This window comes from Nocardia amamiensis (genome assembly GCF_015477605.1).
In the GTDB taxonomy this organism is placed as follows: Bacteria; Actinomycetota; Actinomycetes; order Mycobacteriales; family Mycobacteriaceae; genus Nocardia; species Nocardia amamiensis_A.
This window is the reverse complement of record NZ_JADLQX010000007.1, coordinates 1-15,912: the sequence shown is the minus strand read 5'-3', so window position 1 is coordinate 15,912 and position 15,912 is coordinate 1. Positions and strand designations below refer to the sequence as shown.

At 68.6% G+C, this 15,912-nt stretch carries 17 protein-coding genes; 9 read left to right on the top strand and 8 right to left on the bottom strand.

The features are described from left to right. Positions 1-5: 5 nt before the first annotated feature. A complete protein-coding gene (locus tag IU459_RS11250) occupies positions 6-470 on the top strand; it encodes a GatB/YqeY domain-containing protein (RefSeq protein ID WP_195129438.1) in 465 nt (154 codons plus the stop codon). A gap of 127 nt (positions 471-597) precedes the next feature. On the opposite strand, the gene IU459_RS11245 is transcribed toward IU459_RS11250, so the two are convergent. Continuing rightward, positions 598-2,967, bottom strand: a complete 2,370-nt coding sequence (locus IU459_RS11245) for a penicillin-binding protein (RefSeq protein WP_195129437.1) — start codon at positions 2,965-2,967, stop codon at positions 598-600. 367 nt (positions 2,968-3,334) lie between these two features. On the opposite strand from IU459_RS11245, the gene IU459_RS11240 reads away from it, so the two are divergent. Further along, positions 3,335-3,658: a WhiB family transcriptional regulator gene (locus IU459_RS11240; protein WP_014981178.1), complete on the top strand. Its 324-nt coding sequence runs from the start codon at positions 3,335-3,337 to the stop codon at positions 3,656-3,658. Between the two features lie 95 nt (positions 3,659-3,753). Here the strand turns inward: IU459_RS11240 and IU459_RS11235 are convergent, their stop codons facing one another. Together IU459_RS11235 and IU459_RS11230 are read right to left on the bottom strand one after the other, a co-directional pair. After that, positions 3,754-4,893 (bottom strand): ArsA family ATPase, encoded by a 1,140-nt coding sequence (locus IU459_RS11235; RefSeq protein ID WP_195129436.1) that lies wholly within the window; start codon positions 4,891-4,893, stop codon positions 3,754-3,756. Then, positions 4,890-5,909: an ArsA family ATPase gene (locus IU459_RS11230; protein ID WP_195129695.1), complete on the bottom strand. Its 1,020-nt coding sequence runs from the start codon at positions 5,907-5,909 to the stop codon at positions 4,890-4,892. The genes IU459_RS11235 and IU459_RS11230 overlap by 4 nt, the downstream gene beginning before the upstream one ends. Before the next feature lie 157 nt (positions 5,910-6,066). Here IU459_RS11230 and IU459_RS11225 point away from each other — a divergent pair, with 157 nt between their 5' ends. The 3 genes from IU459_RS11225 (at position 6,067) to IU459_RS11215 (ending at position 7,558) form a co-directional block, all read left to right on the top strand. Then, on the top strand, positions 6,067-6,231 hold the full coding sequence (locus tag IU459_RS11225; protein ID WP_157129445.1) for a DUF4177 domain-containing protein: 165 nt from the start codon (positions 6,067-6,069) through the stop codon (positions 6,229-6,231). A gap of 13 nt (positions 6,232-6,244) precedes the next feature. Next, a complete protein-coding gene (locus tag IU459_RS11220) occupies positions 6,245-6,703 on the top strand; it encodes a RidA family protein (RefSeq protein WP_195129435.1) in 459 nt (152 codons plus the stop codon). Between the two features lie 63 nt (positions 6,704-6,766). Beyond that, positions 6,767-7,558, top strand: coding sequence for an MBL fold metallo-hydrolase (locus IU459_RS11215; RefSeq protein ID WP_195129434.1), 792 nt, complete (start codon positions 6,767-6,769; stop codon positions 7,556-7,558). 115 nt (positions 7,559-7,673) lie between these two features. Here the strand turns inward: IU459_RS11215 and IU459_RS11210 are convergent, their stop codons facing one another. Beyond that, positions 7,674-8,348, bottom strand: coding sequence for a Crp/Fnr family transcriptional regulator (locus tag IU459_RS11210; RefSeq protein WP_039794544.1), 675 nt, complete (start codon positions 8,346-8,348; stop codon positions 7,674-7,676). Between the two features lie 209 nt (positions 8,349-8,557). Beyond that, positions 8,558-8,800 (bottom strand): hypothetical protein, encoded by a 243-nt coding sequence (locus tag IU459_RS11205; protein WP_040686056.1) that lies wholly within the window; start codon positions 8,798-8,800, stop codon positions 8,558-8,560. Positions 8,801-9,023: 223 nt separating this feature from the next. Between IU459_RS11205 and nth the strand changes: the two genes are divergently transcribed. From nth to IU459_RS11185, 4 genes are read left to right on the top strand one after another with little or no spacing between them, the layout of a single operon-like run. Beyond that, positions 9,024-9,725, top strand: coding sequence for an endonuclease III (nth, locus tag IU459_RS11200; protein ID WP_228837790.1), 702 nt, complete (start codon positions 9,024-9,026; stop codon positions 9,723-9,725). Further along, entirely contained in the window at positions 9,722-10,369 is a 648-nt protein-coding gene (locus IU459_RS11195; protein WP_324198833.1) for a TlpA family protein disulfide reductase, read from the top strand. Before nth ends, IU459_RS11195 begins: the two co-directional genes overlap by 4 nt. 19 nt (positions 10,370-10,388) lie before the next feature. Beyond that, on the top strand, positions 10,389-11,105 hold the full coding sequence (locus IU459_RS11190) for an NUDIX hydrolase (protein ID WP_195129433.1): 717 nt from the start codon (positions 10,389-10,391) through the stop codon (positions 11,103-11,105). Next, positions 11,102-12,295 carry a MarP family serine protease gene (locus IU459_RS11185; protein WP_195129432.1) on the top strand — a complete coding sequence of 398 codons (1,194 nt, stop codon included), beginning with the start codon at positions 11,102-11,104 and terminating at the stop codon, positions 12,293-12,295. The genes IU459_RS11190 and IU459_RS11185 overlap by 4 nt, the downstream gene beginning before the upstream one ends. Positions 12,296-12,765: 470 nt before the next feature. On the opposite strand, the gene IU459_RS11180 is transcribed toward IU459_RS11185, so the two are convergent. From IU459_RS11180 to nhaA, 3 genes are all read right to left on the bottom strand, one after another. Next, the gene (locus tag IU459_RS11180) at positions 12,766-13,701 is read right to left on the bottom strand and encodes an alpha/beta fold hydrolase (RefSeq protein ID WP_195129431.1); all 936 of its coding nucleotides are present in this window, start codon (positions 13,699-13,701) and stop codon (positions 12,766-12,768) included. Positions 13,702-13,746: 45 nt separating this feature from the next. Further along, positions 13,747-14,247: a phage holin family protein gene (locus IU459_RS11175; protein WP_195129430.1), complete on the bottom strand. Its 501-nt coding sequence runs from the start codon at positions 14,245-14,247 to the stop codon at positions 13,747-13,749. Between the two features lie 115 nt (positions 14,248-14,362). Next, entirely contained in the window at positions 14,363-15,580 is a 1,218-nt protein-coding gene (nhaA, locus tag IU459_RS11170) for a Na+/H+ antiporter NhaA (protein ID WP_195129692.1), read from the bottom strand. Positions 15,581-15,912: the final 332 nt, after the last annotated feature.

Here is a 15,912-nt window from a genome sequence, read left to right as displayed (position 1 = left end):
GCGGCATGTCGGAACTCAAATCGCAGCTGCGCGCGGACCTGACCGCCGCGATGAAAGCCAAGGACACGCTGCGCCTTTCCACGTTGCGAATGATGCTGTCGGCGATCCAGACCGCCGAGGTCGCCGGCACCCAGGCGCGTGAGCTCACCGACGCCGAGGTCATCGCCGTGCTGCAGAAGGAGTCGAAGAAGCGCAACGAATCGGCCGAGGTCTACACGCAGGCCGGGCGCGGCGAGCTGGCGGCGAACGAGCACGCCGAGGCCCGCATCATCGACGAGTACCTGCCGACGCAGCTGACCGACGCCGAGGTCGCCGACCTCGCCGACACCGCCATCGCGCAGGTCGCCGAGGAAATCGGCGAACGGCCGGGCATGCGCCAGATGGGCCAGGTCATGAAGATCGCCACCGGACTGGCGGCGGGCAAAGCCGACGGCTCGCGCATCTCGGCCGCGGTGAAGGCGCGGCTGTAGCGTCGAATCCGCGCCGCGACCCTCAGGCCCGGAGGCGGTAGCTTGCGTGGCCACGGAGGGCCAGGGACCGGCGCATGTCGAATACAGAAAGGGGCCGCGAACCAGGTTCGCGGCCCCTTTCGTCTGCTCAGCGAGGGAGCGGAATCGGGATCGGGATCGGTGGCAGCCGCGGCAGTGGCGGCAGCCCCGGCGCTCCCGGCGGCGGTGGCGCCGGACCCGGCGGTGGCGCGGCCCGCACGGTGCCGTCACTGATGTACAGCGTGATCACCGAGCCGGGAATGGCCGAGCCGTTCGGCGCGGTGCCCATCACGGTGCCCTTGGGCCGGTCACCGGCGCCGGTCACCGGTGATACCTGGAAGCCCGCCGCGACCAGCGCGGCGGTGGCCTCGGCCTGCGTCTTGCCGACGACGTCGGGCACCTGGGCGTTGTTGGCGCCGCGCACGTACTTGTCGTCCAGCGGCGGCAGCGCGGGCGGCGGGAACAGCGGGATCACCGGTTTGATCGCGTTGAACCAGGTCCGCGCCGGTTCGTTGCCGCCGAACAGGTTGCCGTCGCCGCAGTTGCGCAGCGGGAACGAGCAGATCTCGCCGGGCGTCGGGCTGTCGCCGTAGACGTAGGCCGCGGCGGCCAGCGCGTTGGTGAAGCCGAGGAAGGCTGAGGAGCGGTGACTCTCGGTGGTACCGGTCTTGCCGGACATCGGGTAGTTCCATTGCACCGACTGGGCCGCGGCCGTCGCGGTGCCCGCGGTGTCGTCCTTGCTCATCGCGTGGGCGAGGGTGTTCGCCAAGCCCGGCTCGACGACTTGCTCGCACGCCTGCTGGGTCAGCGGCACCTGCTTGCCCTGGCGGTCGATGACCTCCTTGATCGGGTTCGGCGGGCACCACCGGCCGCCGGAGCCAAGCGTCGCGGCGACGTTGGACAGCTCGAGCGGGTTGATCGCGACCGGGCCCAGGGTGAACGAGCCGAGGTTCTGGTCCTTGATCATGTCGGCCAGGCTCTGGTTGCCGTGACCGGAGGAGCCCGGTTCGGTGAACGAGCGCATGCCCAGCCGGATCGCCATGTCGACGGTCGGGGTGACGCCGACGGCCTGGATCAGCTTGACGAACGCGGTGTTCGGCGAGGTGGCCAGCGCTTCGGTCACCGACATGGGCGACTTGTACCTGCCCGCGTTCTCCACGCAGTAGGTGGCGGGCGGGCAGCCGCGTGCGCCGCCGTTACCCATGCCCCTGGCCTCGAAGCGGCCTGGCACGTCGAGCTCGGCGCTGATGCCGAGGCCCTTCTCCATGGCCGCGGCGGTGGTGAAGATCTTGAAGATCGATCCGGCGCCGTCGCCGACCATCGAGAACGGCTGCGGCTGCACGGTCTCGGCCGCGTCCCGGTTCAGGCCGTAGGTGCGACTGCTGGCCATCGCGACCACCGGATGTGAGTCCTGCCCGGGCGCGACCACGGACATGACCTCGGCGATGTTGTCGAGGTTCGGGTTGGCCGCGTCGGTCACCGCCCGCTTCACCGAGTCCTGCACGGCGGGATCCAGGGTGGTCCTGATCAGGTAGCCACCCTTGTCGATCTGCTCGCGGCTGATGCCGGCATTGGCCAGGTACTGCAGTGCGTAGTCGCAGAAGAAGCCGCGATCGTTGGCGGCGATGCAGCCGCGCGGCAGACCCTTGGGCTCCGGCAGCACGCCCAGCGGCTTGGTCTTGGCCTCGCGGAACTCGTCGGCGCGGCTGGGGATGTTCTGGATCATGGTGTCCAGCACCGTGTTGCGCCGGGCCAGCACGCCGTCGGGGTTGGTGTACGGGTTCAGTTTCGACGAGCTCTGCACCATGCCCGCCAGCATCGCGGCCTGCGACACGTTCAGCTCGGCGGCGTCGACGCCGAAGTAGGTCTTCGCGGCGTCTTGCACGCCGTAGGAGGAGTTGCCGAACGGGACGAGGTTCAGGTAGCGGGTGAGGATCTCGTCCTTGGTCAGCTCGCGGTCCAGCGTCAGCGCCATCCGGATCTCCCGGATCTTGCGCGCCGGGGTGGTCTCGATGGCGGCGCGGCGCTCGGCGTCGGTCTTGGCGACCACGAGCAGCTGGAAGTTCTTCACATACTGCTGGTCCAGCGTCGACGCGCCCTGCTGCACCTCGCCGCTGGTGGTGTTGGTGAGGAACGCGCGCAGCGTGCCCTGCCAGTCGACGCCCTCGTGCTCGGCGAAGCGGCGGTCCTCGATGGACACGATCGCCAGCTTCATGTCGTTGGAGATCCGGTCGCTCGGCACCTCGAAGCGGCGTTGCTCGTACAGCCAGGCGATCGGATTGCCCGCCGCGTCGACCATGGTCGAGACCGCGGGCACCGTCCCCTCGACCAGCTCGGCGGAGACGTTGTCGACGGCGTCGGCGGCACGGTTGGAGACGAACCCGAAGCCGCCGGCGAGCGGGAACAACAACCCGGCGACGAGCACGGAGGCCAGCACGCAACTGCCGGCCAGCCGCGCGAGCGTATGTGTGATCGGCACGAAACTAGATTACGGGTTGGGATTCGAGCGTTCCTGGCGGCATTTGTCCGACGCCTGGAACTGGTTGTTCCCGAACCAGAATCGGCGTGTCGCGCGAGCGCATTCGGCGTGTCGGATGACGGCGCGCGCGCAATCTGCCTGACCGTCCCGTGTACGCCGCCGTTTGCAGGCACGGACGTACCAAAAAATCTCGGGACGGTCTTGCGCAAGCGCCATACCTTTACCTAGATTGAGAACCCAGTGTGATAGAGCTAACACTCAAAGTGGAATGTGGTGCACTTCGCAGCGGGGTTTGGGTGCTGCGCGGTGACAACGCGATTCTGGAGCGCCGTTGACCCGGTGTTCGGACTGCAAAGGGGCACACCAAATGCACATGACAACCCCCATCGCTCGATTGGACGTGGAGCAGGCCGAAGCAAGGATCGCCTGGGTAGCCCAGGCCCGATGCAAGGAAGTAGATCCCGATCAGTTGTTCGTCCGCGGCGCGGCGCAGCGCAAAGCGGCGACGATCTGCAGGCACTGCCCGGTGCTCATGCAGTGTGGCGCCGATGCGCTGGACAACCGCGTCGAGTTCGGCGTATGGGGCGGCATGACCGAACGCCAGCGACGCGCCCTGTTGAAGCAGCACCCGGAAGTGACCTCGTGGGCCGATTTCTTCCAGGCCCAGCGCCAGCATCAAGTGGCGATGTAGTCCCCGAGAACCCCGAAACGGAGCCCGCGCAAGCGGGCTCAGTTTCGTTTCGGGGCCGATATTTCCATTCGAGATATAGCGGATACGCCTAAGTATCAGGCGGTCGCCCGCACCGTTCGGGTCAGCTGATCGCCCACGGCGCGCAGCGCGTCGAGATCGGATACTTCGAACGGCAGCGCCGTGACCGAGACGATCGACACCCGCGGGTGCGCGCCCGTGAATCGATACAGCAGGTGCTGTTCCCGCTTGTCGGTGGCAACGCGGCGGGCGTGCACGCGCAACACCGCCGCGGTGAGCGGGTCGTCCTGGTCGAGCTGGTCGGCGGCGGTGAGCGCGTGGTCGGCCTGCAGCGAGCTGAGCACCGGATGCGTGCGGTTGAGTACCAGCCCTGCCAGCGGCATGCGCTCGGTGGAGAGCCGGTCGACGAAGAACGAGGCTTCCCGCAGCGCGTCCGGTTCCGGCGCGGCGACCACGAGAAAGTGCGTGCCGGGCTTGGACAACATCGCGTAGGTGCGGTCGGCCCGCTCCTGGAAGCCGCCGAACAGCGACTCCAGGGACTGCAGGAAGTTCGACGCGTCCTTGAGCATCTGCCCGCCGACGATGGTGGACACACCGCGGACCGCCAGGCTCATCGCGCCGGTCACCAACCGGGTCACGCCGCGACCGGGCGCCATGATCACCCGGATCATGCGGCCGTTGAGGAAGTTACCGAGTCGTTTGGGGGCGTCCAGGAAATCGAGGGCGTTTCGCGAGGGCGGAGTGTCGACCACGATCAGGTCCCACTCGCCCCGGTGGGCCAGCTGGCCCAGCTTTTCCATCGCCATGTACTCCTGAGTGCCGCCGAAAGAGGAGGCAACGGTCTGATAGAAGGGATTGGCGAAAATCTGCTCCGCTTTCTCCGGGCTGGTGTGCTCGAGCACCATGTCGTCGAACGTGCGACGCATGTTGAGCATCATCGCGTGCAGCTCACCCTTCGCCTCCGGGCCGAGGGCCACCCGCTGCGGGGTGTTGTCCAAGTCGGCGACGCCGAGTGACTGGGCCAGCCTGCGCGCGGGGTCGATGGTGAGCACCACGACCTTGCGTCCCTGCTCGGCGGCGCGCAGCGCGATGGCGGCGGCGGTGGTCGTCTTGCCGACGCCGCCGGAGCCGCAGCAGACCACTACGCGAGCCGACGGATCGGCGATGATCCGCGAAATGTCCAGCGGGGCAGCCACGGGGTGGGTCGGGGTACTCATCGGACTCCCTGCGCGCTGAGATGTTCGGCCAATTCGTACAGTCCGCCCAGGTCCATCCCGTCCGGGAGGGTAGGCAGATACAGCCGCGAGATGTCGACCTTGGCCAGTTCCTCAGCGCTGTCGTCCTGTGCTTGCAGAGTGGCGGAGTGCTCGATGGTTTCGGTGAGCAGCCCGCGGAAGTCGCTGTCCGGCAAGGTGATCCCCGCGGACGTCAGACCAGCGCGAATGGCGTCGGCGTCGAGATCGCCCTGAGCGGCCCTGGCGCGCAGTTCGAGCGGCAGCTCGCCTTCGGTCGCGCGGTTCACGATCACGGTGCCGATGCGCAGGTCGGCGGCGGTGAGTTCGGCGACGGCGTCGGCGGTTTCCTGCACCGGCAGTGCTTCCAGCAGGGTGACCAGGTGAACCAGCGTCTCGTCGGAGTGCAGCAGCCGCGAAACGCCCTCGGCCTGCGAGGCGATCGGCCCGCCTTTGGCTACCTCGAGCATCGCCTTGGTGACGTCGAGGAAGCTGGCGATGCGACCGGTCGGCGGCGCGTCCACCACGATCTCGTCGTAGACCCGCCTGCCGGACTTGTCCACGCGGACCGCGCATTCCTTGATCTTGCCGGTCAGGATGACGTCGCGCAGACCAGGGGCGATCGTGGTGACGAACTCGATGGCGCCCATTCTGCGCATCGCCCGCCCTGCGAAGCCCAGGTTGTAGAACATCTCGAGGTACTCGAGGAAAGCGTGCTCGATGTCCAGCGCCAGCGCGACCACTTCGCCGCCGCCGTCGGCGGTGGCGATCCGTGTCTCGGTCGGCGGCAGCGGCGGCAGATCGAACAGCTGCGCGATCGACTGCCTGCTCTCCACCTCCACCAACAGCACGCGGCGCCCGCCCGCGGCGAGCGCCAGCGCCAGCGCCGCGGCGACCGTCGACTTACCTGTGCCTCCCTTGCCGGAGACGTAGTGCAAGCGGGCCTGCTCGGCGCGCTTCGGCCACCGTGCGTCCGGCCCGGTCTCCGCCGAAAGCGGCACTGCTGTTGGTACTCCCACGATCGCGAGCCTATAACCAATCCAACCCTCCGAGTTTTTGGCCGTACCAGACGGGTGGGTGTGGCGTCGTCTCGGGATCCCGCGTCACCTGCTAGTACGGCCTGAAGTCCCGCAGGGGCGGGGGAGCTACGCTTCGCACATGAGTGATACGACCCTGTGGGAGTACGCGACCGTGCCATTGCTGACGCACGCGACGAAGCAGATTCTCGACCAGTGGGGAGCCGACGGCTGGGAACTGGTCAGCGTGCTGCCCGGACCGACCGGTGAACAGCACGTCGCCTATCTCAAGCGGCCCAAGAAGTAGGGCGGGTGGCGCAGTGACTCAGTGGGAGAAGAACCTCGCCGAGCTGGGACTCACCCTGCCTCCGGTCGTGCCTCCGGTCGCGGCCTACATTCCCGCGATCCGCACCGGGTCGCTCGTCTACACCTCCGGCCAGTTGCCGTTCGTGGACGGCCGGTTGTCCGCGGTCGGCAAGGTCGGAGCCGAGGTGTCGATCGAGGAGGCCAAGGAGGCCGCCCGGTTGTGCGCGCTGAACGCGCTGGCCGCGGTGCACGACCTGGTCGGGCTGGACACGGTGGTGCGGATCGTGAAGGTCGTCGGATTCGTCGCCTCCGCACCGGGATTCGGCGACCAGCCGGTGGTGATCAACGGCGCGTCGGAATTCCTCGGCCAGGTCTTCGGTGACGCGGGCAAGCACGCGCGTTCGGCCGTCGGCGTCTCCGAACTGCCCAAGAACACCCCGGTCGAGGTCGAACTGATCGCCGAGGTGCGCTGAGGCGTACCTCCGCCTTCGCCCATTGAGCCGGACTTTCCGGCACCGTTCCAGCCGAGGTTTGCGATGACGTTGACACACCCCGCCTACGGGCAGCTACGGCAGGTCACCGAGACGGCGTCGGTGCTGCTGGCCGACAATCCGGGCCCGATGACCCTGGATGGAACCAACACCTGGATTCTGCGGGCACCGGGGCGGTCGGACTGTGTGGTGATCGATCCGGGGCCGAAGGACGAGGCGCACAGCGCCGCGATCGCCGAGGCCACGGGAGGCCGGATCGCCCTCACCGTGATCACCCACCGCCACCACGACCACACCGGCGGCATCGATCGGCTCACCGAGCTGACCGGGACAACGGTGCGGGCAAAGGACCCCGGCTTTCTGCGCGGCTCGGACGTGCCGCTGGCCGACGGCGAGGTGATCGAGGCCGCAGGCCTGCGGATCACCGTGCTGGACACGCCCGGCCACACCGCCGACTCGGTGAGTTTCGTCCTCGACGACGCGGTGCTGACCGGCGACACCATCCTCGGCGCGGGCACCACAGTGCTGGATTCCAGCGACGGCACGCTGGCCGACTATCTGTCGTCGCTGGACCGCCTGGTCGAGGCGGGCCGGGGCAAGGCATTGCTGCCCGCGCACGGCCCGGATCATCCGGACCTGGAGCCGGTCGCGCGGTACTACATCGCCCATCGGCACGAGCGCCTCGATCAAGTGCGGGAGGCATTGCGCGTGCTAGGCCCGGAAGCGGAGGCGATGGCGGTGGTGCGGCAGGTGTACACCGACGTGGACAAGCGGCTGTGGCCGGCCGCGCACAGCTCGGTGCAGGCGCAGCTGGATTATCTGCGGGTGCACGGCTAGGCGGCTGCTTCGCCTTCGCTCTGGCGGAATCTCCGGCTGCCGCGCTTCGCGGGAAACGACAGCACGCCGGGTTCAGTGGAGCGCTGAATCCGGCGTGCCGTATGGCGTTCGTGGGTTACCGGGCGCGGCGGGCGAGGCGCTCGGAGTCGGAGATGAGCACGCTCTTGCCCTCCAGCCGCAGCCAACCGCGATGCGCGAAGTCGGCGAGCGCCTTGTTGACGGTCTCGCGGGAGGCGCCGACCAGCTGGGCGATCTCTTCCTGGGTCAGGTCGTGGGTGACCCGCAGGGCACCTGCCTCCTGGGTGCCGAACCGCTGCGCGAGCTGCAACAGGGCCTTGGCCACCCGGCCGGGAACGTCGGTGAAGATCAGGTCGGCCAGGTTGTTGTTGGTCCGGCGCAGGCGGCGGGCGAGCACGCGGAGCAACTGCTCGGCGATTTCGGGACGCTGGTCGATCCAGGTTTTGAGGGCGTCGCGGTCCATCGTCACCGCGCGCACCTCGGTCACCGTGGTGGCGGTGGAGGTACGCGGGCCCGGGTCGAAGATCGACAGCTCGCCGAACATGTCGGACGGGCCCATGATGGTCAGCAGGTTCTCGCGGCCATCGGGCGAACGACGGCCGATCTTCACCTTGCCGGACGTGATGATGTACAGCCGGTCGCCCGGCTCACCCTCGTTGAAAATGACGTGGCCGCGCGGGAAATCCACCGGCTGAAGTTGCTTGGCGAGGGCGGCCACCGCAGTGGGCTCGACGCCCTGGAAGATGCCTGCTCTGGCGAGGGCCTCGTCCACGAATGTGCTCCTTATGGGAAATGGCTCTGTACCGGACCGAAGCGACTCGGCCAACAGCGCAGTCTACGCGGCGTGGTGGCAGCGTAGTGATGGACACCACGTAACGAGTGGATTGCGTGGTGCAGCGCAGAACCGTACCAGTGTGATCAGAGGCGCCCGCGAGCGCCTGCGGAGTTACCGGATCCGGGACACCTGCGTCAGCCGCCGCCTCAACTCGCGCGAGCCACGTCCAGCTCCTCGCCGCGGGAGCGGCGCCTGCGCATCCGTGCCACGGCGGCGGGCAGACCGAGCTTCGTCAGCTCCTTCACTTCGGCGTTGCTTGCTTTGTCCAGGTACTGCTGAACCTCTTCGTCGGGTTCGAGAAGCTTGCGGAGCCGATTCTCGACCCGCTCCATACCCAGTGCGAACAGCATCAACACCACTGGGAAGAGCACCACAGCGAGTCCTTGCATGACGAGCAGTAAACACGGTCCAGGTCTCAGATGGAACACGGCAACTGAACTGGAAGGGCAACGTTGGTCGGCGGTTCCGTATGGTGGACGCGTGCGCGTCTCCCCCTCCGTCTCCGCCGGGAACGGCCTTCCGTCCGCCTCCGAGTCCTCCGAAGCACAGTCGGGCGCCGCCGCGGCTCGGAAACGGAAAACCAGGGCGCGACAGGCGGAAACCCGGCTCGGGCTGGTCCGAAGGGCGCGCCGGATGAACCGGGAACTCGCCGTCGCCTTTCCCGATGCGCATTGCGAGCTCGACTTCACCACGCCGCTCGAATTGGCGGTCGCGACAATACTTTCCGCCCAGTGCACCGACGAGCGCGTGAATCTCACCACGCCCGCGGTGTTCGCGCGCTATCCAGACGCCCGCGCCTATGCCGAGGCCAACCGCGCGGAGCTGGAGGAATACCTCCGGCCGACCGGGTTCTTCCGGAACAAGGCCGCCGCGCTGATCGGTCTCGGACAGGCGTTGCTCGAGCACCACGACGGTGAATTGCCTCACACCCTGACCGACCTGGTGCGGTTGCCGGGCATCGGGCGCAAAACCGCCAATGTCATCCTCGGTAACGCGTTCGGCGTCCCGGGCATCACCGTCGACACCCACTTCGGCCGTCTGGTGCGCCGCTGGGAATGGACCGGCGAGGAAGACCCGGTGAAGGTCGAACATGCCGTCGGCGCGCTGATCGAGCGCAAGGACTGGACGATGCTCTCGCACCGGGTGATATTCCACGGCCGGCGCGTGTGCCACTCCCGCAAGCCCGCGTGCGGCGCGTGCATCCTGGCCAAGGACTGCCCGTCCTTCGGGGTGGGGCCGACCGAGCCGGAGGCTGCTGCCAAGCTGGTGAAGGGGCCGGAGCGGGAGCATCTGCTCGAGCTGGTGGGCCGGTGAGCTCGAAGCCCTCGGGCGGAAGCAGTGCGGGGCATGCGTGGCGCTGGGCACTTGCCGGGCTGATTGCGGTGGTGGCGCTGGCCGTCGCGGTGTGGCCGCGCGGGGACGACGCCGAGACGCCCACGCCACAGTCGACCCAGATCACCTCCGGCGTATCCGGCGAACTGCGCGCCGCGGCGGGTCTCGCCGCATGCCCGGCTACCGCCACCACGGGGAACGGTCCGCTGGCCGGGATAACGTTGGCATGCCTGGCAGACGGCGGGCCGGTCGACTTGGCCGCCGCGCTGGCGGGCAAGCCCGCTCTGCTGAACCTGTGGGCCTACTGGTGCGCACCCTGCGCCCAGGAGCTGCCGTATTTGCAGCAATACGCACAACGAGCTGGGAACGCGATTACCGTGCTGACCGTGCACAGCGACCCTGATGAAGCCAAGGCACTGGCCAGGCTGGCCGGACTGGACGTGAAGCTGCCCGGCGTGCTCGACGCGGACACGCGGGTGCGCACGGCGGTCGGAGCCCCGGCGGTATTGCCGGTCTCGGTGCTGGTGCGGGCCGACGGTTCGGTCGCCGATGTCGTCGTCCGGGCGTTCGAAGGGGTCGATGACATTGCGAACACCGTCGCACGCGAACTCGGAGTGGCCGCATGACAATGCGGGGAGGGGTGCGATGACCGTCGAGATACCGCAGGACATTCCGAAATGGCTGCTCAGATCCGCCGAGCCCGCTGACGACTCCGCCGACACGTTGACCAAGGCGCGTGCCCTGCGCCGGGCCCTGACCTTGACCTCGACCCCGCGCCAAGCCGCGGTGCTCATGCTGTTCGGCGGCTCGCCCGAGGCGGACCCGGAGGCGCCGGGCGGATTGCCCGCCGACGCGAACGTACTGCTCACCCAGCGCGCCTCCACCATGCGTCAGCATCGCGGTCAGGTCGCGTTTCCCGGTGGTGCGGTGGATCCCGGCGATGCCGGGCCGATCGACACGGCTCTGCGCGAGGCCTGCGAGGAGACCGGGCTCGACCGCTCGGGCGTGGAACCGTTCGCGGTGCTGCCGAAACTCTTCGTGCCGCCATCCCGGTTCGACGTCACGCCGGTGATCGCGTACTGGCGCACGCCGGGCGAGGTCCGCGTCGTGAGCGAGAGCGAGACCGAGCGGGTGGTGCGCGTTCCGCTCGTCCAACTGCTCGATCCGGCGAACCGCTTCCTGGTCCGCAGCCCGCTCGGCTACCAGAGCCCGGCCTTCCAGGTGGACGGAATGCTGGTCTGGGGGCTGACCGGCGGCCTCCTCGCGGGGATCAGCAAAGCCTGCGGCTGGGACCGCGAGTGGGACCACGAGGACGTTCGTGACTTGGAAACCGCACTCGCCGCTGTGGGGATGACCTTATGAGTTCGTCGGCCTGGCTCGACATCGCCGTCGTGCTGCTCGCCTTGCTCGCCGCCTCCTCGGGGTGGCGGCAGGGGGCGGTGGCCTCCGCGCTGGCCTTCCTCGGCGTGGTGCTCGGTGCCGTCGCGGGCATTTTGATCGCGCCGCACATCCTGGTGCACGTCGACGAGGGCCGGACCAGAGTCCTGACCGGCGTGCTGCTCATCGTGGTGCTGGTGATCGTCGGCGAGGTCGCGGGCATGGTGCTCGGCCGCGCCGCCCGCAGCGGCATGCACCATCCGTTCACGCGCAGCGTGGACAGCGTGGTCGGCGCGGGGTTGCAGGCGGTCGCCGTGCTGGTCACGGCGTGGCTGCTGGCGTTGCCGCTGGCCACCTCGTCGCAGCCGGCCATCGCGACGGCGATCAACGGCTCACGGGTGCTGGCCGACGTCAACGGCGTCGCGCCGAACTGGCTGCGCCGGCTGCCCAACGAGTTCTCCAAGCTGCTCAACACCTCGGGCCTGCCGGACGTGATAGGCCCGTTCGGGCGGGCACCGATCGCGGCCGTCGAACCGCCCGATCCGAGCGTGCTCGCCAGCCCGGTGGCCGCGTCCCTGCAGCAGAGTGTGCTGCGTATTCGTGGCGTGGCGCCGAGTTGCCAGCGGGCGCTGGAAGGCTCTGGCTTCGTGATCGCGCCGGAACGCGTGATGACCAACGCCCATGTCGTCGCTGGCACCACGAGCGTCTCGGTGGACACGCCGCGCGGCCCATTGGACGCGAATGTGGTCCTGTTCGACCCGTCCAAGGACGTCGCGGTACTCGCGGTCCCCGGGCTGACCGCTCCGGTGGTCCCGCGCGCGCCCGTGCCCGCACGCTCGGGCGACAGCGCCATCGTGCTCGGCTACCCGGGTGGCGGCCCGTACACCGCGAGCGCGGCCAGGGTCCGGGAGACGCTGGATCTGACCGGCCCGACGATCTACCGCAACGGCACTGTCGAACGCGAGGTCTACACCGTGCGCGGTCAGGTCAGGGCGGGCAATTCCGGTGGACCGCTCGTGGACACCGAAGGGCAGGTGCTCGGCGTGGTCTTCGGCGCGGCGGTCACCGACGACGACACCGGCTACGTCCTCACCCTCGCCGAGGTCCGCGCTCAGCTGGACGCGGCCACAAGGACCGACATCGCGGTCGACACCGGAGCCTGCGTCCTCAGCTGAGTCGAGCCGGGGACATCCGGTGGGTGGCAGCGCCCACCTCCGCTCGGCTGGGCGCCGCGGGCTGCGGACGCTTTGGTCCGGCGGTTGCCCTCGAGGCGGCTGTCTCAGCGTTGGCTCGGCTGTGTGGGGACTACCGGACGGGCCTTTGGTCCAGCGGCGCGCTCGATGGCGGCTGTCTCGGTGTTGGCTCGGCGGTGTGGGGACTACGGACGGGCCTTTGATCAGGCGGCGCGCTCGATGGCGGCTCACCTCGGCTTCGCTCGGCTGAGCGCGGGCGGTAGAGGAGCTTTTGTCTGGCGGCGTTCTTCGAGGCGGCTGCCCTGTCTCGGCCCGGCGCGGGCTACGGACTTTTGTCGGGCTGCGTCCTCGTCGAGCTGCGCCCCTTGCGAGTCATATCGGCTTTCGCTGGCCCAAGCGCGGCACCGCGGCGGACGTCACCCGGGCTCCTTGTCGAGGGTTCGATGCGGCGTTCAGGCGAGGAGTTTGGTCAGCTCGGTCGTGACGGCGTCGGGGTTCTCCTGATGGGCGAAGTGCCCGGCCGCGGGGATACCGACCAGACGCCGTTCCGGCGAGAGGTACTGGGCGCGACGGAACGTTCCCGGCAGCACGTAAGGGTCGAGATCGCCGCGCATGGTGAGGACCGGGATGTGGATGGGTTCGCGCATGGTCGCCATGAACCGGCGGCCGTCCGGACGCCACTGGCTGCGGAAGGCCCAGCGCTGGTATTCCAGCGCGCAGTGCGCGGCGCCGGGGATCTGGATGGCCGAGCGCATCCGCCGGGCCGTGTCGACGAATTCGGCGGTGCCCGCCCAGCCCGGGCTCACCCGTTGCCGCAGCAGCCGTTCCACCTCGAAGCCGTCGGCGGTGGTCAGCAAGTGCTCGCCGTAGCGGGGGAGCTGGTAGCGCAGGAAATTGGGCAGCCAGGCCGCGCGCTGACGGCGGTTGCGCAGCACGGCGCTTTTCAGCGCCGCCGGATGCGGTGAGCTGACCAGCGCGATCGAGCGAACCAGCCGCGGGTGCAGCACCGCGGTGGTCCAGCAGACCAGTCCGCCGTCGGCGTGCCCGACCAGTGTGGCCTCGGTGTAGCCGAGGGCGCGGATGAGCCCGGCGACGTCACCGGCCAGCGTCCAGCCGTCGTAGCCGCGCGGCGGCTTGTCGCTGTCGCCGTAGCCGCGCAGATCGACGGCCACGGTGCGATAGCCGAGCTCGGCCAGGCCGGTCAGCTGATGCCGCCAGGACCACCAGAAGTCCGCGAATCCATGCAGCAGCACGACCAGTGGCGCGTCGGACCGCTCGGGCGCCGCCTCCACGACGTGGAATCGAATGCCGTTGGCATGAACGTCCCGATGTGTCCACGGTCCGTCGTAACGGACGCTGGACGGATCCGGAAGGAAGTTCGCCGACACGCCGATCGAGCCTAGTAGCCGCCCCACCGGCTTGCGAACGCGCGCCTAGGAAGGCCGCTTCTCCAGCGCGGGATGGTCCTCGGGTCCGCCGAGCGCGTGCGGCAGCACCGTGCGCGCTTGCTTCAGCGAGTCGATGGTCTTCTCCGGCGCGCGCAGCTTCTTCACCCGCCGGTAGCCGAGGAACGCGAGCACCGCGGTCGCCACGATCATGAGCCCGAAGACGATCAGGAAGGCCGCCCAGCGCGCGAGCCACACGTCGAGCAGCTCGCCGAGGAAGAAGAAAAAGAAGAAGGTGCTGAACAGCAGCACGGTCAGCGCCAGGATGAAGTAGACGCTGCCCTGCAGGCCCTTCTTGATCTCGCCGGTGACCTCGGCCTTGGCCAGTTCCACCTCGGCGCGGACCAGGGTCGACATCTGCTCGGCGGCGTCGCGGACCAAGGTCCCGAAGCTTGCGGAGCCGAGTGGATCGGCGTCTGTGAGGGGGATGGAGGTCACCGTACGACCGCGTTGCGCGTCGTTCCCGTTGCCGCCGTGGTTGAAACTCACTTGGTCGACCCTTCTCCCTATCCGGGCACTGCTTCGGCCCCGTTCGCCGCGGCGCTCCCGGTGCCCTCCACCGGTCACGCAGGCTACCGCTTCCGGGCACGTCGCTCGCGCCGCCTTACTCTTCACGTTCTAGCGCACGGGCGTCCCGCCGCGCTTGGTGGACACGCCCGCGCCGCAACAGTAGCGCCGAACCGGCGAGCGACGCCGCCATTGATGCGACCAACACAGCGGTCTTCGCCAATTCGACGGAGGAACCGCCCGCGACATCGGCGAGCGCGAGTTCCGCCACGAGAAGGCTAACGGTGAAGCCGATTCCGCCGAGCACCGCCAGGGCGACCATGTCCCGCCAGCCGAGTTCGCTCGGACGGGTGGCGACGCCGAGCCGGATCGCCACCCAGCTCAGCCCGAAGATGCCGAGCGGCTTGCCCACCAGGAGGCCGAGAATCACGGCGAGGGCGATCCTGTCACTGAACAGCTCACCGAAAACGTTGGTGCTCAACGGAACTCCGGCCGCGAAGAGCGCGAACAACGGAACGCATACGCTGGCGGAAACCGGTTGGATCAAGTGCTCCAGTCGCGTGGCAGGCGCCTGCTCCTCGGCGGGGTCGGGACGCACCCTGGTGAGCAGACCGAGCACGACACCAGCGATAGTGGGGTGGACACCCGCCTCATGCAATGCGTACCAGGACACCAGAGCCAGCGGGACATAGAGCAACGGCGAGCCGATCCGTTTGTGCTGTGCCAGCGCCCATGCGGCGAAGCACCCGGCCGCCGCGAGCAGCCACAGCAGCGACACCGTCGTGGTGAACAGGACCGCGATCAGGACGATCGCCATCAGGTCGTCGACCACCGCCAGGCTGAGCAGGAAAACGCGTGCGCCCGCGGGGATACGCGAGCCGGTCAACGCGAGCACGGCCAGCGCGAACGCGATGTCGGTGGCGACCGGAATGGCCCAGCCCCGGTCCATGCCGGGGACGCCGAACCCGACCACCGCCGCGATCAGCGCGGGGACCACCACACCACCGATCGCCGCGATCACCGGTAACGTGGCGCGCTTGCGGTCGGCGAGTTCGCCGACCACGAGTTCCCGTTTGAGCTCCAGACCGGCGACGAAGAAGAACACCGCGAGCAGGCCGTCCGCGGTCCACTCGGCGAGGGTGAGTTCCAAATGTAACGGCGGGATCGCGACAACTGTCTCGGTCATCGTCTGATAGCTCGCGCTCCACGGCGAGTTCACCCACAGCAACGCTGCCGCCGCCGCGATCAGAATCAGTGCGCCACCGACGGTTTCGGTGCGGAGATAACGGGATAGCTCCGAGCGCACCTGTGTGATCACGGGAAACCTTTCGGGCGATGGTCAGGCCGAGGGGACGCGGCAACCACCGACTTCGGCGGATGATGCGCGCCCCTTTGCCGACCAGACTTCCCGGCACTCCTTACGCAATTCTAACGGGTGCGGCCGGTGACGAAGTCCGCCACCGGCCGCACCCGAGCTGTCCGGGTCAGGCCTTGCCCGCTCGGATCGCCTCGAAGACCCCCGGGTCGAGGAGGGTGGAGGTGTCGCCGAGTTCGCGTCCTTCGGCGACGTCGCGTAGCAGGCGGCGCATGATTTTGCCGGAGCGGGTTTTGGGGAGTTCGGGCACGATGTGGATTTCGCGGGGTTTG